Origin of the sequence: Pseudomonas yamanorum, assembly GCF_900105735.1 — a bacterium.
In the GTDB taxonomy this organism is placed as follows: domain Bacteria; phylum Pseudomonadota; class Gammaproteobacteria; order Pseudomonadales; family Pseudomonadaceae; genus Aquipseudomonas; species Aquipseudomonas yamanorum.
Genome location: NZ_LT629793.1, coordinates 3,227,780 through 3,245,383, shown reverse-complemented (window position 1 = coordinate 3,245,383; position 17,604 = coordinate 3,227,780). Strand labels below are relative to the sequence as shown.

The 17,604-nt window shown below is 62.6% G+C and carries 16 protein-coding genes; 12 read left to right on the top strand and 4 right to left on the bottom strand.

Going from position 1 to position 17,604, the window contains the following annotated elements:
* Positions 1 to 6: 6 nt before the first annotated feature.
* From BLU46_RS15320 to BLU46_RS15300, 5 genes are all read left to right on the top strand, one after another.
* Complete coding sequence (locus BLU46_RS15320; RefSeq protein ID WP_093203138.1) at positions 7 to 1,065, top strand: HlyD family secretion protein; 1,059 nt, start codon at positions 7 to 9, stop codon at positions 1,063 to 1,065.
* On the top strand, positions 1,062 to 2,504 hold the full coding sequence (locus BLU46_RS15315) for an efflux transporter outer membrane subunit (RefSeq protein WP_093203133.1): 1,443 nt from the start codon (positions 1,062 to 1,064) through the stop codon (positions 2,502 to 2,504). The genes BLU46_RS15320 and BLU46_RS15315 overlap by 4 nt, the downstream gene beginning before the upstream one ends.
* Before the next feature lie 73 nt (positions 2,505 to 2,577).
* Positions 2,578 to 3,087 carry a sigma-70 family RNA polymerase sigma factor gene (locus tag BLU46_RS15310; protein WP_093203129.1) on the top strand — a complete coding sequence of 170 codons (510 nt, stop codon included), beginning with the start codon at positions 2,578 to 2,580 and terminating at the stop codon, positions 3,085 to 3,087.
* Positions 3,084 to 4,040 (top strand): FecR domain-containing protein, encoded by a 957-nt coding sequence (locus BLU46_RS15305; protein WP_093203125.1) that lies wholly within the window; start codon positions 3,084 to 3,086, stop codon positions 4,038 to 4,040. Before BLU46_RS15310 ends, BLU46_RS15305 begins: the two co-directional genes overlap by 4 nt.
* A gap of 94 nt (positions 4,041 to 4,134) precedes the next feature.
* Positions 4,135 to 6,588 (top strand): TonB-dependent siderophore receptor, encoded by a 2,454-nt coding sequence (locus BLU46_RS15300; protein ID WP_093203120.1) that lies wholly within the window; start codon positions 4,135 to 4,137, stop codon positions 6,586 to 6,588.
* A 66-nt stretch (positions 6,589 to 6,654) separates the two neighbouring features.
* Here the strand turns inward: BLU46_RS15300 and BLU46_RS15295 are convergent, their stop codons facing one another.
* Together BLU46_RS15295 and BLU46_RS15290 are read right to left on the bottom strand one after the other, a co-directional pair.
* Positions 6,655 to 7,359 carry a DUF3142 domain-containing protein gene (locus BLU46_RS15295; RefSeq protein ID WP_063033663.1) on the bottom strand — a complete coding sequence of 235 codons (705 nt, stop codon included), beginning with the start codon at positions 7,357 to 7,359 and terminating at the stop codon, positions 6,655 to 6,657.
* A 3-nt stretch (positions 7,360 to 7,362) separates the two neighbouring features.
* Positions 7,363 to 9,525, bottom strand: a complete 2,163-nt coding sequence (locus BLU46_RS15290; protein WP_093203116.1) for an outer membrane assembly lipoprotein YfiO — start codon at positions 9,523 to 9,525, stop codon at positions 7,363 to 7,365.
* Positions 9,526 to 9,734: 209 nt separating this feature from the next.
* Between BLU46_RS15290 and BLU46_RS15285 the strand changes: the two genes are divergently transcribed.
* Both BLU46_RS15285 and BLU46_RS15280 read left to right on the top strand, forming a co-directional pair.
* A complete protein-coding gene (locus BLU46_RS15285; RefSeq protein WP_374106754.1) occupies positions 9,735 to 11,342 on the top strand; it encodes a glycosyltransferase family 39 protein in 1,608 nt (535 codons plus the stop codon).
* Positions 11,343 to 11,417: 75 nt separating this feature from the next.
* Positions 11,418 to 11,663: a DUF2789 domain-containing protein gene (locus tag BLU46_RS15280; protein ID WP_063033660.1), complete on the top strand. Its 246-nt coding sequence runs from the start codon at positions 11,418 to 11,420 to the stop codon at positions 11,661 to 11,663.
* 4 nt (positions 11,664 to 11,667) lie between these two features.
* On the opposite strand, the gene BLU46_RS15275 is transcribed toward BLU46_RS15280, so the two are convergent.
* Both BLU46_RS15275 and BLU46_RS15270 read right to left on the bottom strand, forming a co-directional pair.
* Complete coding sequence (locus BLU46_RS15275) at positions 11,668 to 11,961, bottom strand: type II toxin-antitoxin system RelE/ParE family toxin (RefSeq protein ID WP_093203108.1); 294 nt, start codon at positions 11,959 to 11,961, stop codon at positions 11,668 to 11,670.
* Positions 11,958 to 12,236 (bottom strand): hypothetical protein, encoded by a 279-nt coding sequence (locus tag BLU46_RS15270; protein ID WP_003218199.1) that lies wholly within the window; start codon positions 12,234 to 12,236, stop codon positions 11,958 to 11,960. The genes BLU46_RS15275 and BLU46_RS15270 overlap by 4 nt, the downstream gene beginning before the upstream one ends.
* 260 nt (positions 12,237 to 12,496) lie before the next feature.
* Here BLU46_RS15270 and BLU46_RS15265 point away from each other — a divergent pair, with 260 nt between their 5' ends.
* The 5 genes from BLU46_RS15265 to BLU46_RS15245 are packed head-to-tail and all read left to right on the top strand — an operon-like array spanning position 12,497 to position 17,535.
* Positions 12,497 to 12,928, top strand: a complete 432-nt coding sequence (locus BLU46_RS15265) for a MarR family winged helix-turn-helix transcriptional regulator (RefSeq protein ID WP_010168758.1) — start codon at positions 12,497 to 12,499, stop codon at positions 12,926 to 12,928.
* The gene (locus BLU46_RS15260; protein ID WP_063033657.1) at positions 12,925 to 15,003 is read left to right on the top strand and encodes an FUSC family protein; all 2,079 of its coding nucleotides are present in this window, start codon (positions 12,925 to 12,927) and stop codon (positions 15,001 to 15,003) included. The genes BLU46_RS15265 and BLU46_RS15260 overlap by 4 nt, the downstream gene beginning before the upstream one ends.
* On the top strand, positions 15,000 to 15,209 hold the full coding sequence (locus BLU46_RS15255) for a DUF1656 domain-containing protein (protein ID WP_003218193.1): 210 nt from the start codon (positions 15,000 to 15,002) through the stop codon (positions 15,207 to 15,209). The genes BLU46_RS15260 and BLU46_RS15255 overlap by 4 nt, the downstream gene beginning before the upstream one ends.
* Positions 15,206 to 16,096 (top strand): efflux RND transporter periplasmic adaptor subunit, encoded by an 891-nt coding sequence (locus BLU46_RS15250; RefSeq protein ID WP_017478037.1) that lies wholly within the window; start codon positions 15,206 to 15,208, stop codon positions 16,094 to 16,096. Before BLU46_RS15255 ends, BLU46_RS15250 begins: the two co-directional genes overlap by 4 nt.
* Positions 16,093 to 17,535 (top strand): efflux transporter outer membrane subunit, encoded by a 1,443-nt coding sequence (locus BLU46_RS15245; RefSeq protein ID WP_093203103.1) that lies wholly within the window; start codon positions 16,093 to 16,095, stop codon positions 17,533 to 17,535. The genes BLU46_RS15250 and BLU46_RS15245 overlap by 4 nt, the downstream gene beginning before the upstream one ends.
* Positions 17,536 to 17,604: the final 69 nt, after the last annotated feature.

Genomic DNA, 17,604 nt, shown 5'->3' with positions numbered 1-17,604 from the left:
ATCGTTATGAAACGCAAAGACAAAATCGCTGTAACCGTCATCACCGTGTTCGCCGTGGGTGTGCTGGTTTACCTGCTGGCGCCGGGCGTGTTCGGCAGCAAGCGCCAGACCACCAACGACGCTTTCGTCGCCGCCGACTACACCCTGGTGGCGCCACGCGTGGCCGGGTTTATCAAGGAAGTGCTGGTGGAAGACAACCAGCGGGTCAAGGCCGGCCAGTTGCTGGCGTTGATCGATGACCGTGACTTCCGCGCCGCCGCCCAGGCGGCCGACGCCGATACGTTGGTGGCCCAGGCGCAACTGAAAAACGCCACGGCAACCCTGGAGCGGCAAAGCTCGGTGATCGCCCAGGCCCAGGCCACCGTGGCGGCAGATCGCGCCGAAGTGGCATTTGCCGAACATGAACTGAACCGTTACAACCACCTCGCCGGCGTAGGTGCTGGCACCGTGCAGAACGCCCAGCAAGCCAAGACCCGTATCGACCAGGCCACTGCGCGCCTGGCGAGTGCCACGGCGGTACTGGCTGCCGAACGCAAGCAAGTGGAAATCCTCAGCGCCCAGCGGGATGCGGCCGAAGGCGGTTTGAAACGTGCCCAGGCTGCACTGGAAATGGCCAGCTTTCAGTTGTCGTACACCCGCATCGTCGCGCCGGTGGACGGCATGGTCGGTGAGCGCGCGGTGCGGGTTGGCGCCTATGTGACGCCGGGCAGCAAGATCCTCGCCGTAGTGCCGCTGGCCGAGGCTTATGTGGTGGCCAATTTCCAGGAGACCCAACTGTCCCACATGCACGCAGGCCAAGCGGTTGAAGTGCGGGTCGACAGCCTCGACGGTGACGTACTCAAGGGGCATCTCGAAAGCCTGGCGCCCGCCACCGGCGTGACGTTTGCCTCGGTCAAGCCGGACAACGCCACCGGCAACTTCACCAAGGTGGTGCAGCGCATTCCGGTGAAAATCATTCTGGAGCCCGGCCAGGCGCTGACCGAACGCCTGCGGGTCGGCATGTCGGTGGAAGCCAGCGTCGACACCCACGCCGCCGCCCAGCCACGGGAGGTCGCCCAGCAATGAGACGTCTCGCCTGGATTACCTTGAGTTTGCTCAGCCTGAGTGCTTGCACCGTCGGCCCGGACTTCCAGCGCCCGCAAAACCCGCTGGGCAAATGGACCGAGCCTCAGGGCCGACAAGCCGCCAGTCATGCGGTCAACGACCCGTTGGAAGAGCGTTGGTGGGAAGTGTTCCATGACCAGCAACTCACCGCGCTGACGCGTCGTGCACTGACCGACAACCTCGACCTGAAACTCGCCAGCAGTCGCCTGCAACAAAGCCGCGCAGCGCGCCAGGTGATCACTGCCGAGCGCTACCCGACCGTCAACGCCACCGGCGACTACCTGCGCCAACGCAACAGCGCCGATGGCTTGAGCGATCCCTCCGGCAAGAATGGCCGCTCGGCCTTTAACCAGTGGGACATGGGTTTCTCCGCCGCCTGGGAACTGGACTTCTGGGGCCGGGTAAAGCGCGAAACCGAAGCCGCCGACGCCACCCTGCAAGTCGCCGAAAACGACCGCCGTGCCGTGCTGTTGTCAGTGCTGGCGGAAACCGCCCAGGACTACATCCAACTGCGCGGCGTGCAGAACACCCGGGCCGTCACCGAGCAAAACCTCGACGTCGCCCGCCACAGCCTCAAGCTGTCGCAACTGCGTTTGGCCGACGGGGTTGCCACTGACCTGGACGTCGCCGAAGCCGCCGCTCAAGTCGCCGCCATCGAGGCGCGCCTGCCGGACTTGCAGCAACGCCAGGATCAACTGATCAACGCCCTGAGCTTGTTGATGGGCGAACCGCCACAAGCTCTGTATGCCGAACTGTCCAAGGACGCCGCCGTGCCGCAAACCCAACGTCAGGTTGCTATTGGCTTGCCGTCGCAACTGGCCGAACGGCGCCCCGATATCCGCCAGGCCGAAGCGCGCTTGCATGCCGCCACCGCTTCCATCGGCGTGGCCAAGGGCGACTTCTACCCGCGCATCACCCTGTCTGGCAGCGTGGGCTCCCAGGCGTTGCAGCTGGCGGATCTCGGCTCGTGGAGTTCTCGTGCATTCGCCTTTGGCCCGCAACTGAGCTTGCCGATTTTCAACGGTGGCCGGCTGCAAGGCATGCTCGATTTGCGCGAAGCCCAGCAACAGGAAGCGGCTTTGGCCTACCAGCAAACTGTGCTGCGGGCCTGGCATGAAATCGACGACCAGCTGACTCGCTACAACGCCAGCCAACTGCGCCGCGACAGCCTCGCCGAAGCCGTCCGGCAGAACCAGATCGCCCTTGCCACGGCGCAGCATCAATACGTCGAAGGCGTGGTGGATTTCGTTAACGTGCTGACGGTGCAAAGCGCGTTGCTGGCGACGCAAGAGCAGTGGGTGGAAAGCTCCACCGGCGTGTCTCTGGCCATGGTCGGGTTGTACAAGGCGTTGGGCGGTGGCTGGGAATCGGTGTATCCGTTGCAGACCGCCGGGCGCTGAATGACAAAGAACTTTGCCAGCCGTGCAACATGGTGTAATGATAATTGCTCTCAATAACGTATCTGAGCTTTTCATGGACACCGCGACTGACGGCCGGCAACAGCTTCATCTCCTGTATCGCGACCATCACGGCTGGCTGCAAAGCTGGCTGCGCAAACGCCTGGGGGATCGCGAACACGCCGCCGATGTGGCGCAGGACACCTTCCTGCGCTTGCTGGTATCGGGGCGCTTTCCCGGTGACAAGGAAAGCCGCAGCTACCTGACACAGATCGCTCGCAACTTGGTGATTGATCAATGGCGGCGCCTGCGCATCGAGCGCGCCTACCTGGAAAGCATCGCCCACTTGCCGGAGCCCGAGTCGCCGTCCCTGGAAACTCGCGCATTGATCCTTGAAACCCTGATGCAGATCGACGCCATGCTCGATCGCATGCCCGACAATGTGCGCCGAGCGTTCCTGTTGTCGCAGTTCGAAGGGCTGAGTTACGCACAGATCGCCGAGCGCCTGGAGGTGACTGTCAGCTCGGTGCAGAAGTACATGACCCGGGCGATTCTCGCCTGCTATCAGGTCGCCTACGAAGAATGAGAACCCGGCACGAAGCGCCGATTGCCCCGGCCATTGTCGAGCAGGCCAGCGAGTGGTTGATGCTGCAATGGGGCGGCGAGATGGACGGCGATCAGCGCCAGGCCTTTGCGCGCTGGCAGGAGGCCGACCCGGAACACCGGCGCGCCTGGAAGCGCTTGCAGCAGTTACAGCAAACCCTCGGCGGTGTGCCTGTCGACAGTGCCCGCGCGGTGTTACGCGAGACACCGGACACCCAACGCCGCGCCGCCTTGAAACTGCTCGGGCTGTTGCTGGTGGCCGGTGGCAGCGGCTATCTGGTGCAAAGCAGCCAGCCTTGGCAGGCGGCGTTTGCCGAATACCGCACCGCCACCGGCGAGATTCGTCACCTGACCTTGAGCGATGGCACACGCCTGGACCTCAACAGCAACAGCGCGGTTGACCTGCGGTTCAGCGCCAGTGAGCGGCGTATCCGCCTGATACGTGGCGAGATCCTGCTGACCAGCGGCCACGACCCGTCCCGGCCATTGATCGTCGAAACTCCGGCCGGAGATGTGCAGGCCTTGGGCACCCGGTTTGCCGTGCGTGAAGTGGACGATGGTAGCCGCGTCGACCTGTATGAAGGGCGTGTGCAGGTGCGTCCGGTGCGCGGCGCGGCGGTGCAGATGAATGCAGGGGATAGCCTGTGGTTCAGCGCCAGCCAGACTTCGACGCTGGCGCCGGTGGATGCCAATGCCAGCAGCTGGACCCAGAACCGTTTGATTGCCGAGCGCCAGCCGCTGGGGCAGTTCGTTGCCGAGTTGAGCCGTTATCGCCCGGGGCTGTTGCGCTGCGATGCGGCAGTGGCCGGCTTACTGTTGACCGGCGTGTTTCCGCTGAATGACACCGACGCGATTCTCCACGCGCTTGAGCGTTCGTTGCCGGTGCAGGTACAGGCGGTGACGCGCTATTGGGTCACGATCAAGGCGCGGGTCTAAAAAAATTTTTTGCCTACGGCTTGTCGGTTTTCCTACCCCGTCCGGGATACCTCTTGAAAGCCAATCAAGAAGCGTTCTCACGGGGAGCCCTGCAATGTCGCACCACCCAATCCAACCTCTGGCCCGCGCCCTGCGCCGTGGCCTGTTTGTCAGTTTGCTGGCGACGGCGCCTGTGGTGCCGAGCGTGGTCCAGGCTCAGGAGAGCGCTGAAGCCCTGCGCCAATACAACATTCCCGCAGGCAACCTCGACCAGGCCTTGAACCAGTTCGCCAGCGCCTCGGGAATCCTGTTGTCGGTGGACGCCTCGCTGACCCAAGGCAAGCGCAGCGCCGGCTTGCAGGGCCGCTACGCCACCGGGCCAGGGTTGGAACGGTTGTTGGCCGGCAGCGGGTTGGTCGCGGTGCAATCCCAGGGCGGCTGGTCGTTGCAGGCGCTGCCGGCGAACGGCGCGCTGCAACTCGGTGCGACGCAGATCAGTGGCCAACAGGATCAGGAAACGGCCTGGGGCGCGGTCGACGGCATCGTTGCCAAGCGCAGCGCCACCGGCAGCAAGACCGATTCGGCGCTGGTGGAAATCCCCCAGACCATCAACGTCATTACCGCCGCCGAGATCAAGGCCCGCGGCGCCCAAAGCGTCACCCAGGCGCTGCTCTATACGCCGGGCATGACCTCCGGCGGCTTTTCCGACCGGGTCAAACTGTTCGATGAACCTACTTCCCGTGGCTTCTCGCCGACGCCGCTGTACCTCGACGGTTTGCACTTGCCTTACGGCGGCGGCAGCACCGGCGGGGCATTGCAGATCGAGCCGTACTCTCTGGAACGCATCGAAGTGCTCAAGGGCCCGGCCTCGGTGCTATACGGGCAGAACCAGCCGGGCGGCATCGTCAATATGGTCAGCAAGCGCCCCAGCGAAACCCCGGTGCATCAAGTGGTGCTGGAAGCCGGCACCTACGAACACAAAAGCGCCGCCATCGACCTCAGTGGCCCGCTGGATGAACAGGGCCAGTTTCTCTATCGCCTCACCGGCCTGGCCAAGGACGAGCAGGGCGAGATCAACTACGTCGAGAACAAACGCCAATTCATCGCCCCCAGCCTGACCTGGCAGCCCAACGACGACACGCGCCTGACCGTGTTCGCCCAGTACCAGAAAGACAAAGGCGTGCCCGAGGCCCAGGGTTTGCCTGCGTCCGGGACGATCTGGGACAACCCCAACGGCAAGATCAAGCGTGATGTGTTTATCGGCGAGCCTGACGTCAACCAGTACAACCGCGAGCAGTACGTGTTGGGCTATGAGGTGTCCCATCGCCTGAACGACACCTGGACCCTCAAGCAAAATGCCCGCTACGCCGAGGTGGACGACCGTTACACCGCACCGCTGCACGGCTACAGATTTGTACCCAACCCGGCAACTGGCGTGCAAGACCAACGCTACCTGCAGCGCTTCGGCGTGGACTGGTCGCAGAACAACAAAGTGTTTGGCGTGGATAGCATCGCCCAGGCGGAATTCGACACCGGGGCACTGTCCCATACGCTGATCGTCGGCCTCGATTACTACCACTTCAACTCGCAATTCCACGGGCTGTACGACCGTAATCCACCGGTGATCGACCTGTTCAAGCCGGTCTACGGCCAGCGGATGAATTTCGGCCAGCCTTACCGCTGGGACCGCACCGTGACCCAGACCGGCCTGTATGTGCAGGACCAGATCAAACTGGATAAGTGGGCGCTGGTCCTTGGCGGGCGCTACGACTGGGCCAACGTGGTCAACAAGGAGCCGTTGGCCGACACCCGCACCAGCAGCAAAGACCAGGCGTTCACTGGCCGGGCCGGTTTGGTGTACCTGTTCGATAACGGCCTGGCGCCGTTTATCAGCTACTCCGAATCCTTCCTGCCGCTGTCGGGCACCGATATCAGCGGCAAACCGTTTGATCCCTCTACCGGCAACCAGTACGAAGTCGGCCTGAAATATCAGCCGCCGGGCCAGAAGAGTTTTGTGCAGGTCTCGGTCTACCAACTCGACCAGGAAAACGTGCTGACCACCAACCCGGTAGACACCACCTTCAGCACCCAGAGCGGTGCCATGCGCTCACGGGGTGTGGAGCTGGAAGCCAAGGCCTCCCTCAGCGATGCCTGGGACGTGGTCGCCTCGGCAGCGCGCAACGACATCAAATACACCAAGGACAACGACGGCCGCCAAGGCCGACACCCGGCAGGCATCTCACCGCTTACCGCTTCGGTGTGGGTCAATTACACCGTCCTCGGCGACACGCCCCTGGCGGGCCTTGGGGCAGGCGTGGGTACGCGCTATGTTCGCAGCAGCTTCGGTGATTACTACGCAGGAGCGTTCAGCATCCCGTCCTATACCGTCTACGACGCCAGCCTGAGCTACGACCTGGGTGCCTCGCCGTTCAAGCTCAAAGGCGTGAAGCTGGCGATGAATGTGCAGAACCTGACCAACAAAACCTACGTGTCGCAATGCACCAGCGACCTGGATTGTTACTACGGGGAAGGGCGTACGGTGGTGTCGAGTTTGACCTATGACTGGTAAAACACCGGGCATTCGCGGGCGTTAGTCTTTAAGCCATCAGTGCCCGCAGTCCACGGACTGCGGCACTCAAGGATTCTGCAAAAACACCACATACCCACGAAACCACTCATTTCCCTTCAAATATCCCGGCTCCTCCCACGCCCCACCCTGAATCAACCCAATCTTGAATGGCACTCCCAGCCGGTTCATGCGTGGCAGGTACGCCGCGTAATCCGGGATGCTGTGGCGGCCCTGGTAGGTCTGCACCACCACTTCATCAATCACGCCTTTGAGTTGGGCGATGGCGGCCGGGTCAGCGTTGCTGCTCCAGTCCATCAGCCCGGTGATGCTCAGGCGCAAATCCTTGGGCAGGCGCTGGCGCAAGTCGCGCAGGAAGTCGGCGTATTCGTTGAGGTATTGCGTGCGTGCGTCGAAGTCGATCTGGATGCCAACCACCGGGTTGCCCGCGTCTCGCCAACGTTGTACCTGGCCGAGCATCTGGCTGTAGACCGACTCGGGCCAGTGCAGGGTGTGGGCGCGGTACACCACCCAGATTTCACCTTGGGTGAGGCGCGGCACACTCATGCCCTGGGCGATGAACTGCACGCCACGCTGGGGTGCGCGGCGGGTTGAGTTGATCTGGCCCTGGAGGATGTACAGGGTTTTGGCCTGCTTGAGCACCGGCTGCGGCGCGACGCCGCTCCACAGCCAGAACGCATCATGGTCGCGGGCGTCCACCGCACCGAAAGCCGGGCTTGCCAGCAGGAGCAGGGCCAGCCAGAAACGCTTCACGGCTTACCAGTAGTACTGCAGCGACTTGCCCCACTGGGTATCGGCAAACCCGGTCTTCAACTGGCGGAACCAACCTTTGCGCACGGCCTTGTCGACGTCTTCCCCACCGCAGCTGTTGTAGCCCGAAGGCCCATAGCAGTTGATGGCGCGAAACAGTGCGTAGGCCTTGTCGTTGTGAGGGGCCTTGGGATTGCCGATCACCCGTTTATAGCCTTCGAGCCGCGAGAAGGTTTCGCCCTTGAAGGGCGAGGCGGTACTGCCCAGGCTGCCGGCGGAGCGCGCTTGTTCCAGGGGCATGCCGTCCAGGCCGTTACGCAGGATGAATTCACCCAGGCAGTTCAGGCCTTGCGGGTTTTTCGGATCGGCCTGCAGGGTGCTGGCGATTTGCGCGATGCTCGGGCAGGTGTAGCCGGATTCGGCCTTGTCACCCTTCCATTGGAACAGTTTCAACGACTGGCCGCCGCCGTAGACGTAGCCCAGGCTGGTGCCCAGCTTGTCATCGGGAACCTGGGCGGGCAGTTGCTTCAGGTCCTCGGCAAAGGTCTCGAACTGGCCGCGCAGCAGGTCTTTATAAAGCAGCGTGAATTGCGCGGTCTGGCGCTCTACCGGGTCGCTGGAATCGGCAAGCTGTTGGCGCAGCAGATCGGGACCGGCGACGTTGCGCAGCAGGATATAGCGCACCTGTTTGGCACTGATCGGCGAGTCGGCGGCGAATACCTTGGCCAGTTGGCCGCTGCGTTCGTAGTTCATCGCCAAGGCCAGCTCCAGCTGGTCACGTTGCAACGGTCGCTTGGCCAACGGCAGCAGTTGCAGCCACAGTGCTTCGGCGGTTTTCCAGTCTTCCTTGGCTTCCAATGCCAGGCCGCGCAGGGTCTGCTGGCTGAAGGCGAAGTAATCGAGGTTCGACGGCACGTCTTGCGGCAACAACTTCAAGGCGCGATCGGGTTGGTGCTCGACGTACACGGCAAACGCCGCCTGTACGTAGGCATATAGCGCCGGTTCCTGGGCGAATGTCGACTTCTGCCCATCGAGGGCTTCACGGGTGAGCTTCGGCGGGTCACCGGCGCGCATCCACATCAGGTCGTTGAGGGCCAGGATCAACGGATTGCCTACGGGTGCCGTGGTGCTGGTCAGCAATTTGGTGTCGGCTTCCTGCACCAGTTCATCCAGCGATACGTTGCGCTGGGCCTCGGTGGCCTGGGTCAGTTGCCAGGCGAAGTCGTCCGCCAGTTTGTCGGGGTTGGGCGCCAGCCAGTGCACCCGGCGCAGCAGGCCGCGGGCGGAGGCGGCGTATTCGCCCTGTGGATAAGTTTTCAGGTAATCATCGAATCCAGTCTCGGCCTGTTGCAGCGCGGACTTATCCACATGCTCAAGCGAGGGCGTGCCGTATTCGTCGAAGGCATTTTGCTGGGCGTCGTTCAGCGCGGTGCGCGCCGTCATATATAACGCTGTTTCCTTGAGCCAAGGCAGCGAACTGCTCGTCAGCCCGGCAAAGCCTTTTTGCGCATCGCCGAAGCGCCCGCTGTAAAAGTCCCCGGCGGCTTTCAGGTAGGCGAGCAATGCCTGGCCGTCTGCGGATTTAATTGAGTCGGCCTCGCCTGCCGCTACGCCGTCCGAGGAACAACTGCCGAGCATCTGCAACCGCAGTTTGGCCAGTAGTTGGCGCTCGGCTTGCGGTACATCGGCCTTCACCACCTGGCTGATAAACGCGGCGGCGCTGTCATCGGCGTTGCTGCGGCAACGGCTGCCTTCGCCGGAAAGGAAGGCTTCACCGGCGGCCTTGTAGTCATCGCGCTTGATGCCGAGTGGGCTGAGCAGTTCATCCAGTTCGGCGGTACGCGAGTCGTCGGGTTTGTTGTCGGGCTCATCCGCTGCGGGCGTGAGCCGATACACCGGGAATGGCACCGGGCCAAAGCCTTCGGAAAAGTCCTGCTCGCCCAGGGCATTCGGTGCCAGCGGCATGACGTTTTTGTCCGCCAGCAGCAGCCGCAGGTTGACCCGGCTGTCATTGCCCGGGCTCAAAAACGGCAGGTTGCTGCACACGTCCAGGCTGTTACGCGACACCCGCCAATCCGGGTAGCACGAGTCATCGCCGCTGGCGTGGGCCTGAAGGGGCAGGGAGGCGAGCAATGCCAGTGCCAGGGGTGACAGAAGACCGATGCGCATGAAGTGTCCTTGATCCTGAATCCATGGAAGGCAGCAATCATAGCCTGATCCGACCAAAGCGTCGGAGACACCCTGCGCAAAATTCAGATTTGTCCGATTGGCGGATGACGGCTCAAAACGAGCAAAACAGCGGGCGAATCAAGGCCTTTTCACCTAGAGTGGCGGGTGTTCGCGCAAGCGCAGGTTCAGTAGTGGGTGAGGAAGTAGAGGTGCGACGCTCTGTGGCGGAACAAGACAACAAGGCCGGGGCATTTCCCGTGGTCAATCCTGGTCTTTGGGAGAATGCCGGCTGGCTGGCTCGATTGTGGTGGGTGCCGCTGGTGGCGTTGGCCATGGCCGTGCGCTTCTATGGCCTGACCGCCTCCGCAATCTGGGGCGATGAAGGTTCAAGCCTGCTGCTCGCTGAGTATTCCCTGGAGGACCTGTGGTTTCACGCCGCCCATGACGTTCACCCGCCGCTGTATTTCTTCATGCTGCGCGGCTGGATCGAGGTGTTTGGCGACAGTATTTTCTCCCTGCGCAGCATGAGTGCGATCCCCGGTGTGGTTGCGGTCGGCCTGGGGGTCTGGCTGACGCGGCTGATCGCGACCCGCCGCGCGGCGGTACTGGCGGGGATTCTGCTGGCGTTGCTGCCCACGGCGGTGCGCTACAGCCAGGAAGTGCGAATGTATTCGCTGCTGGGCGTGTGGCTGCTGGCCGCCACCCTGGCATTGGTGTATTGGGTCCGCCAGCCTGAACGCAAGCGCTATCTGGTGGCCTATGCGCTGTTGATGACGGCGGCTTTCTACACCCACTACTTCACTGCCTTGTGCGTACTGGTGCATTGGTCATGGCTGCTGTTGCTGCGCCAGCCACGGACCGGCGGCCTGCGCCTTGTCACACGTCCGGGCTGGTGGTTGGCCAACGTTGCCATTGTCTTGCTGTACCTGCCCTGGCTCCCGAATTTGCTGGGCCTGGTGCAGCACACCGAAGAACTCAAGGTGGGCGGTGATATTGGCTGGGAGGATCCGGTCAACCTGTATTCCGTGCCATCGATGGTGTGGCAGTTCCTCATTCAGGACCCGGGCGACCATTTGTGGCGCCCCCTCTTCATTGCGTTTCCTTTACTACTGATAGCACTGGTAGGCGTGACCGCCTGGCGCGATCAAAGCCGCTATCGCTTCGGCTGGCTGCTGGCGCTGTTTTTCATCCTGCCGGTGCTGCTGGTCTATGGGGTGTCGTTTATTTCCCCGGTGTTTATCGAGCGTTATCTCACCGCCTACGCGATGAGTTTGCCGATCATCGTGGCGGTGGCTGTCGACCGTCTGTCGCCACGCCTGCCGCTCGCGGGGGCAGCACTGCTAGTGCTGTTTGTCGGGGTCGAGTGGGTGGGCGTGAAGACCAACGCCACCGTCGATGAACATGATCAATTCAACGTGGTGGTGGAGTTCGTCAATCGCAACTACCAGGAAGATGACCGCATCGTCATCAGCGACATGCTGTGGTACCTGCCCTACGTCTATTACGATGAGACCGACGCCCAGTTGCAGCTCTTCACACCGCCGACCGCCTCCGGCAAGTCCACACGGCCGAACGCCTATGGTTTTGGCACCTTGGTGGACCAGGACGGCGGGCGTATTTACCTTGATCGCTTGTCGGCGTTACCCGCCGAGACCCAGCGTGTATGGCTGATCAGCGGCACGGAGCCGCCGGATGAGTTTGCTCCGTTACCGACAGGGTGGCGCCAGCTCAGCCAGCAGGATGGCGGTGGCGCACGAGCCCGGCTGTTCGTGCTGTGTAACGCGCCAGCGGGCGTGCACCGCGAGGGTTGCGATTAATCTGCGCAACACCGGAGAGGTTTATGTTCGCCTGGGGGGCTAGACTCAGGTGAACCATTTCTCCAGGAACGCCTCATGGAATCCCCAGTCCACAACTTGCCATCGTTGTTCAAACAGCTCGGTTTGCCCGATGACCCGGTCAGCATTGAGCGGTTCATCGCGGTCCACTCCCCACTCAAGCCCGAACTGCACCTGGCGGAAGCGTTTTTCTGGACGCCAGGCCAGCGGGCGTTTTTGCGCGAAGAGATTTTGGAGGATGCGGATTGGGCGGAGGTGGTGGATGAGTTGAATTTGCGGTTGAGAGAGGGGCGAGGAGTCTAAGCCGTCAAGAGGCGGTTGCTTTCTCTGGTGGCCATTGGCGAGCGGTGTGCACAAGCGCTACGACCCTTACTACGTCGGGCTCAAGTTGGTAAACAAGGCGGTAGCTTGGATGAGGAATGACTTCGCGTGTGCCCGTGATCCTGCCGAGTGGACCGATTTCTGGGTGTTTTGCCAGTCCCAGCACTGCACTGCTGAAGCGTCGATCCATATCGGCTGCGGCTTGTGGGTTTTTCTCAAATAAAAAGTCCCAGATATCCCTACGGTCCTGCGCCGCTTCCGGCGTCCAGGCAACCCTCATTCCTGATTATCTACGTGAGCACGTTTCGCAGAAAACTCAGCTTCCAAATCCTCATTGGAAATCTCTCTGCCTGCCTGTATCGAGGCGCGAGAGGCGTCTACTTTACGCTGCAAGAACGCATCGTACTCCCGTGATTCCTGCTGGGCCTGGACGAACTGACGCATCATATCTCGCACGATTTGCGATGCAGGACGGTGAGTAGCCTCGCACTCGGCCATGAATTGGTCGCGTAGTTCCGACTCAAGCTTCAAGGTGAAAACGGCTAGTTTTGACATAAGTGGATGCTCTAGATTGGTATGTACGAAGTATATACAACGTGCATACCTGACGACGCATGTGAGCTGAGTGAGGCGACTGACGGTTGCTGGCAGCAAACCACCTTTCCCTAAACCAGCTTTACTTAGCCCACGGGCCATCCACCCATCCGCAAATTTGTATCAAAACTTGACTGCTTTGGATCCATCGACCATATTGATAGTTAGCAAACTAACTGTATGCGAAGAGTCCAGTGTCCCAGACCCTCGAACAACTCCAGATGAACATCAGCAGCAGCATGGTGGTAGGTGCCAGGACCTGGCGCAAAATCTGCCAGACCACGCTCGTCAGCTATGGCATCTCTGAAGCCTGCGCCGTGCCGCTGCTGATGATCGGCCGCCTCGGCGACGGCGTGCACCAGGTCAAGGTGGCCCAGGCCGCCGGGATGGAAAGCCCGTCCCTGGTGCGCCTGTTGGACCAGCTGTGCAGTTCCGGCTATGTGTGCCGCACCGAAGACATCCACGACCGCCGTGCCAAGGCCTTGAGCCTAACCGAGCGTGGCCGCGAGCTGGTGCAGGCGGTGGAAGAGCAGTTGGTGCGCCTGCGCCGCGAGGTGCTGGCGACGATCGATCCCGATGACCTGGAAGCTGCGCTGCGTGTACTGCGGGCCTTCGAAGGCGCCAATCAACATCCCATGGTTGTGAGTTCTTGAACGGATTTTTTACCGGCATGCCGCCGGCCAAGGATTGGTTCTATGGCGTAAGGACATTCGCCGCTTCAATGATCGCGTTGTACATCGCCATGCTGATGCAAATGCCGCGTCCGTATTGGGCGATGGCCACGGTGTATATCGTTTCCAGCCCGTTTGTCGGCCCTACCAGCTCCAAGGCGCTGTACCGGGCGGTCGGTACCTTCATGGGGGCGGCCGCTGCGGTGTTTTTTGTGCCGATGTTTGTACAGACGCCTTACCTGCTGGTGGTGGTGATCGCGCTGTGGACCGGGATTCTGCTGTTCCTGTCCCTGCACCTGCGCACCGCCAACAGCTATGCGCTGATGCTGGCCGGCTACACCTTGCCGCTGATCGCCCTGCCGGTGGTGGATAACCCGCTGGCGGTGTGGGATGTGGCCGAAGCGCGTACTGAAGAAATCTTCCTCGGCATTGCCGTGGCAGCCGTAGTGGGCGCGATGTTCTGGCCGCGACGCCTGGCGCCGGTGTTCGATGACTCGGTGAGCAAGTGGTTTGCCGACGCCCAGGTCTACAGCCAGCGCTTTCTCAGCCGCAACGTGCAACCCGATGAAATCAGCACCCTGCGCGGTGGCATGGTTGCCACCTTCAACACCCTGGAATTGATGATCGGCCAACTGCCCCACGAGGGCTCGCGGCCGCAAACGGTGCGCAACACCAAGGAGCTGCGCGGGCGGATGATCCACCTGCTGCCGGTGATCGATGCTCTCGACGATGCCGTGTATGCCCTGGAACACCGCGCGCCGGAATTGCTCGACCGTTTCACACCGTTGCTGACCGCCGCCAACGAGTGGCTGGCCAGCACGCAAAAGGACGCGCCCCTCGAACGCTGGCGTGTTCTGCGTGACCAGATCGAAGCCCTGCAACCCGATGCCGACGCCCTGGATGACCGCCATCAGTTGCTGTTCTCCAACGCCCTGTATCGTCTGGGCGAGTGGGTGGATTTGTGGCAAGACTGCCGCAGCCTGCAAGCCGCCATCCAGTGCGAAAGCCAGGACAGCTGGCGCGCGGTGTACCGCCATTGGCGCCTGGGCCGGCTGACCCCGTTTCTCGACCGTGGCCTGATGTTCTACTCGGCGTTTTCCACCGTCACCGCGATCATCGTCGCCTCGGTGCTGTGGATCCTGCTGGGCTGGACCGACGGTGGCAGCGCGGTGATCCTGGCGGCGGTGGCCTGCAGCTTTTTTGCCTCCATGGACGACCCGGCGCCGCAGATCTACCGGTTCTTTTTCTGGACCGCAATGTCGGTGCTGTTCGCCAGCCTCTACCTGTTTCTGGTGCTGCCCAACCTGCATGATTTCCCGATGCTGGTGCTGGCGTTTTCGGTGCCCTTTATCTGCATCGGCACGCTGACGGTACAGCCGCGCTTCTACCTCGGCATGCTGCTGACGCTGGTCAACACTTCGTCGTTCATCAGCATCCAGGGGGCCTACGACGCGGACTTCCTGGCCTTCGCCAACTCCAACCTGGCGGGCCCGGTGGGCCTGTTGTTCGCCTTCGTCTGGACCCTGATTGCCCGGCCGTTCGGCGCCGAGCTGGCGGCCAAGCGCCTGACCCGTTTCAGCTGGCGCGACATCGTCACCCTCACCGAGCCTGCGACCCTGGCCGAGCACCGCAAGATGGGCGTGCAAATGCTCGACCGCCTGATGCAACACCTGCCGCGCCTGGCCATGACCGGCCAGGACACCGGCATCGCCCTGCGGGAAGTACGTGTGGCGCTGAACCTGCTGGACCTGCTGGCGTACTCGCCGCGCATCCTCGGGGTTCCGCGTGTGTTGTTGAACCAGGTGGTGGAAGGCGTCGGCGGTTACTTCAAGGCCTGCCTGAAAGCCGGTGAACGTCTGCCGGCCCCCAGCGGTCTGCTGATGACCCTCGACCGTACCCGCCGCGCCCTCAACGGCCAGGGCCTGCAAGGTGAGGACGAAACCCGCCTGCACTTGCTGCACGCCCTCAGTGGCTTGCGCCTGGCGTTGTTGCCCGGCGTGGAATTTCTCGGCGGCACAGAAATGGAAGCGCCGTTACCCGATGGAGCGCCTTTATGATCGGTGATCTGGATATCAGCGGGGTATTCCTGCCCACGCTGCTGGTGCTGATGGGCATTACGTATGTGCTGTACCTGGTGGTGCACGGGCTGTTGACCCGCGTCCACTTCTATCGCCTGGTCTGGCACCGGGCATTGTTCAATGTGGGTCTCTACGCTCTGTTGCTGGGCGCAGTGGATTCACTCAGTCGATACCTCATGACATGAAAAAACCTTTTTTGACCATCGGCCGTGTAGTCCTGACGTTATTGGTGGTGACCTTCGCCTGCGTCGTCGTGTGGCGCATGGTGATGTACTACATGTTCGCCCCCTGGACCCGTGACGGCCACATCCGTGCCGACATCGTGCAGATCGCCCCGGACGTGTCCGGGCTGATCCAGCAAGTGGACGTGCGTGACAACCAATTGGTGGTGCGCGGCCAGGTGCTGTTCTCCGTCGACCAGGACCGCTTCAAGCTGGCCCTGCGCCAAGCCCAGGCCGCTGTGGCTGACCGCCAGGAAACCCTGGCCCAGGCCGTGCGCGAGAACAAGCGTAACCGTGGCCTCGGCAACCTGGTGGCCAGCGAGCAACTGGAAGAAAGCCAGTCCCGCGTGGCCCGTGCCCAATCGGCCCTGGCGGAGTCGCAAGTGGCGGTGGATGCCGCGCAGCTCAACCTGGACCGCTCGGTGATCCGTAGCCCGGTGGACGGTTACATCAACGACCGTGCGCCGCGTAACCAGGAGTTCGTGACCGCCGGGCGCCCGGTGTTGTCGGTGGTGGACAGCAACTCCTTCCACATCGACGGCTATTTTGAAGAGACTAAGCTCGACGGCATCCACGTCGGCCAGAGCGTCGACATCCGCGTGATCGGCGACAACGCTCGCCTGCGCGGGCATGTGCAGAGCATCGTCGCCGGTATCGAAGACCGTGACCGCACCAGCGGCTCCAACCTGCTGCCCAACGTCAACCCGGCGTTCAGCTGGGTGCGCCTGGCCCAGCGGATTCCGGTGCGCATCGCGTTTGACGACGTGCCGGCGGACTTCCGCATGATTGCCGGGCGCACTGCCACGGTGTCGATCATCGGCGATAAACCCAAGTCGGAGAACCAGCCATGAAACGGCTTTTAGCAACCGCCGGGCTGGGGTTGTTGCTGTCGGCCTGCCAAGTGGTGGGCCCCGATTACAAGCTGCCGGACAAGGCGGCCGTGAACCGTGGTGACCTTCAGGGCCAGTTGGCCGGGGAGGGCAGCAATGTGGTGTCGGCGCCGGTGCCGGCGGACTGGTGGAAGCTCTATCAAGACCCGCGCCTGGATAAGCTGGTGGAGCAGGCCATGGCCTCCAACACCGACCTGCGGGTGGCTGCGGCCAACTTGCAGCGCTCGCGCTATCAAGTGCAGCAAGCCGAATCTGCCGGCGGCTGGAGTGCCGGCGCCAAAGCGGAAGCCCAGCGCCTGCAAGAATCCGGTGAGGCCTATTTGCTGACGGAAAAAGTCCCGGTGGCCAATATCGGCGCCGCGAGCATCAGCACGTCCTACCAATTCGATCTGTTCGGCACCTTGCAGCGCGGCATTGAAAGCTCCCAGGCCAGCGCCGACGCGGCCCAGGCGGCGGCCGATATCGCCCGTATCACCCTGGTGGCCGACGTGGTGCGCTCCTACACCCAAGTGTGCGCGGCCAATGAAGAGCTGGCGATCGCCAACGAGTCCCTCGACCTGCAAGCCCAGAGCACGCACCTGACCCAGCGCCTGCGGGATGCCGGGCGGGGTGATGAAACCCAGGTCACCCGTTCGCAAACCCAGTACAAATCCTTGCGCGCCGAAATGCCGCGCTATGAAGCACTGCGCCAGGCGGGGCTGTTCCGCCTGTCGATGCTGCTGGCCAAGCCACTGAATCAACTGCCGGCCGGCACCGCGCAATGCGCCGAACTGCCGCATATCGCCCAATTGCTGCCGGTAGGCGACGGCGCCACGCTGCTCAAGCGTCGCCCTGATGTGCGCCAGGCCGAACGCCAACTGGCGGCTGCCACTGCGCGCATCGGTGTGGCCACCGGCGCGCTGTACCCGGACATCAGCATCGGGGCCACCGTCGGCACCGTGGGTATCCTGGATGACCTGGGCACGCCGGCCACCAACCGCTGGGGCTTTGGCCCGCTGATCAGTTGGACGCTGCCGACCAACGGCGCCCGCGCGCGCATCCATGAAGCCGAAGCCGCGACCCAGGGCGCCCTGGCGCATTTCGACGGCGTGGTGCTCAACGCCATCCGCGAAACCCAGACGGGCCTGGCGCAATACACCGCGCAACTGCAACGTCGCGATGCGTTGGCCGATGCCGGCGCCTCGGCCAAAGAGGCCGCGGAGCAGACGCACCGCTTCTTCCAGGCCGGCCGCGCGTCGTTCCTGGCCGACCTGCAAGCCACTCGCACCTACACCGATGTGCGGGCGCAACTGGCGGCGGCGAACACCCAGGTTGCCATGAGCCAGATCGATTTGTTCCTGGCCCTGGGCGGCGGCTGGGAAAGTGGACGAACGCAAGCCACACAAGCCAGCAAACCCTGAGCTGATTGCTATGCTTTGACTGGCGGGTTCTGTTGATGACCCGCTTGTCACTGCTCGCGTTTGCTCATG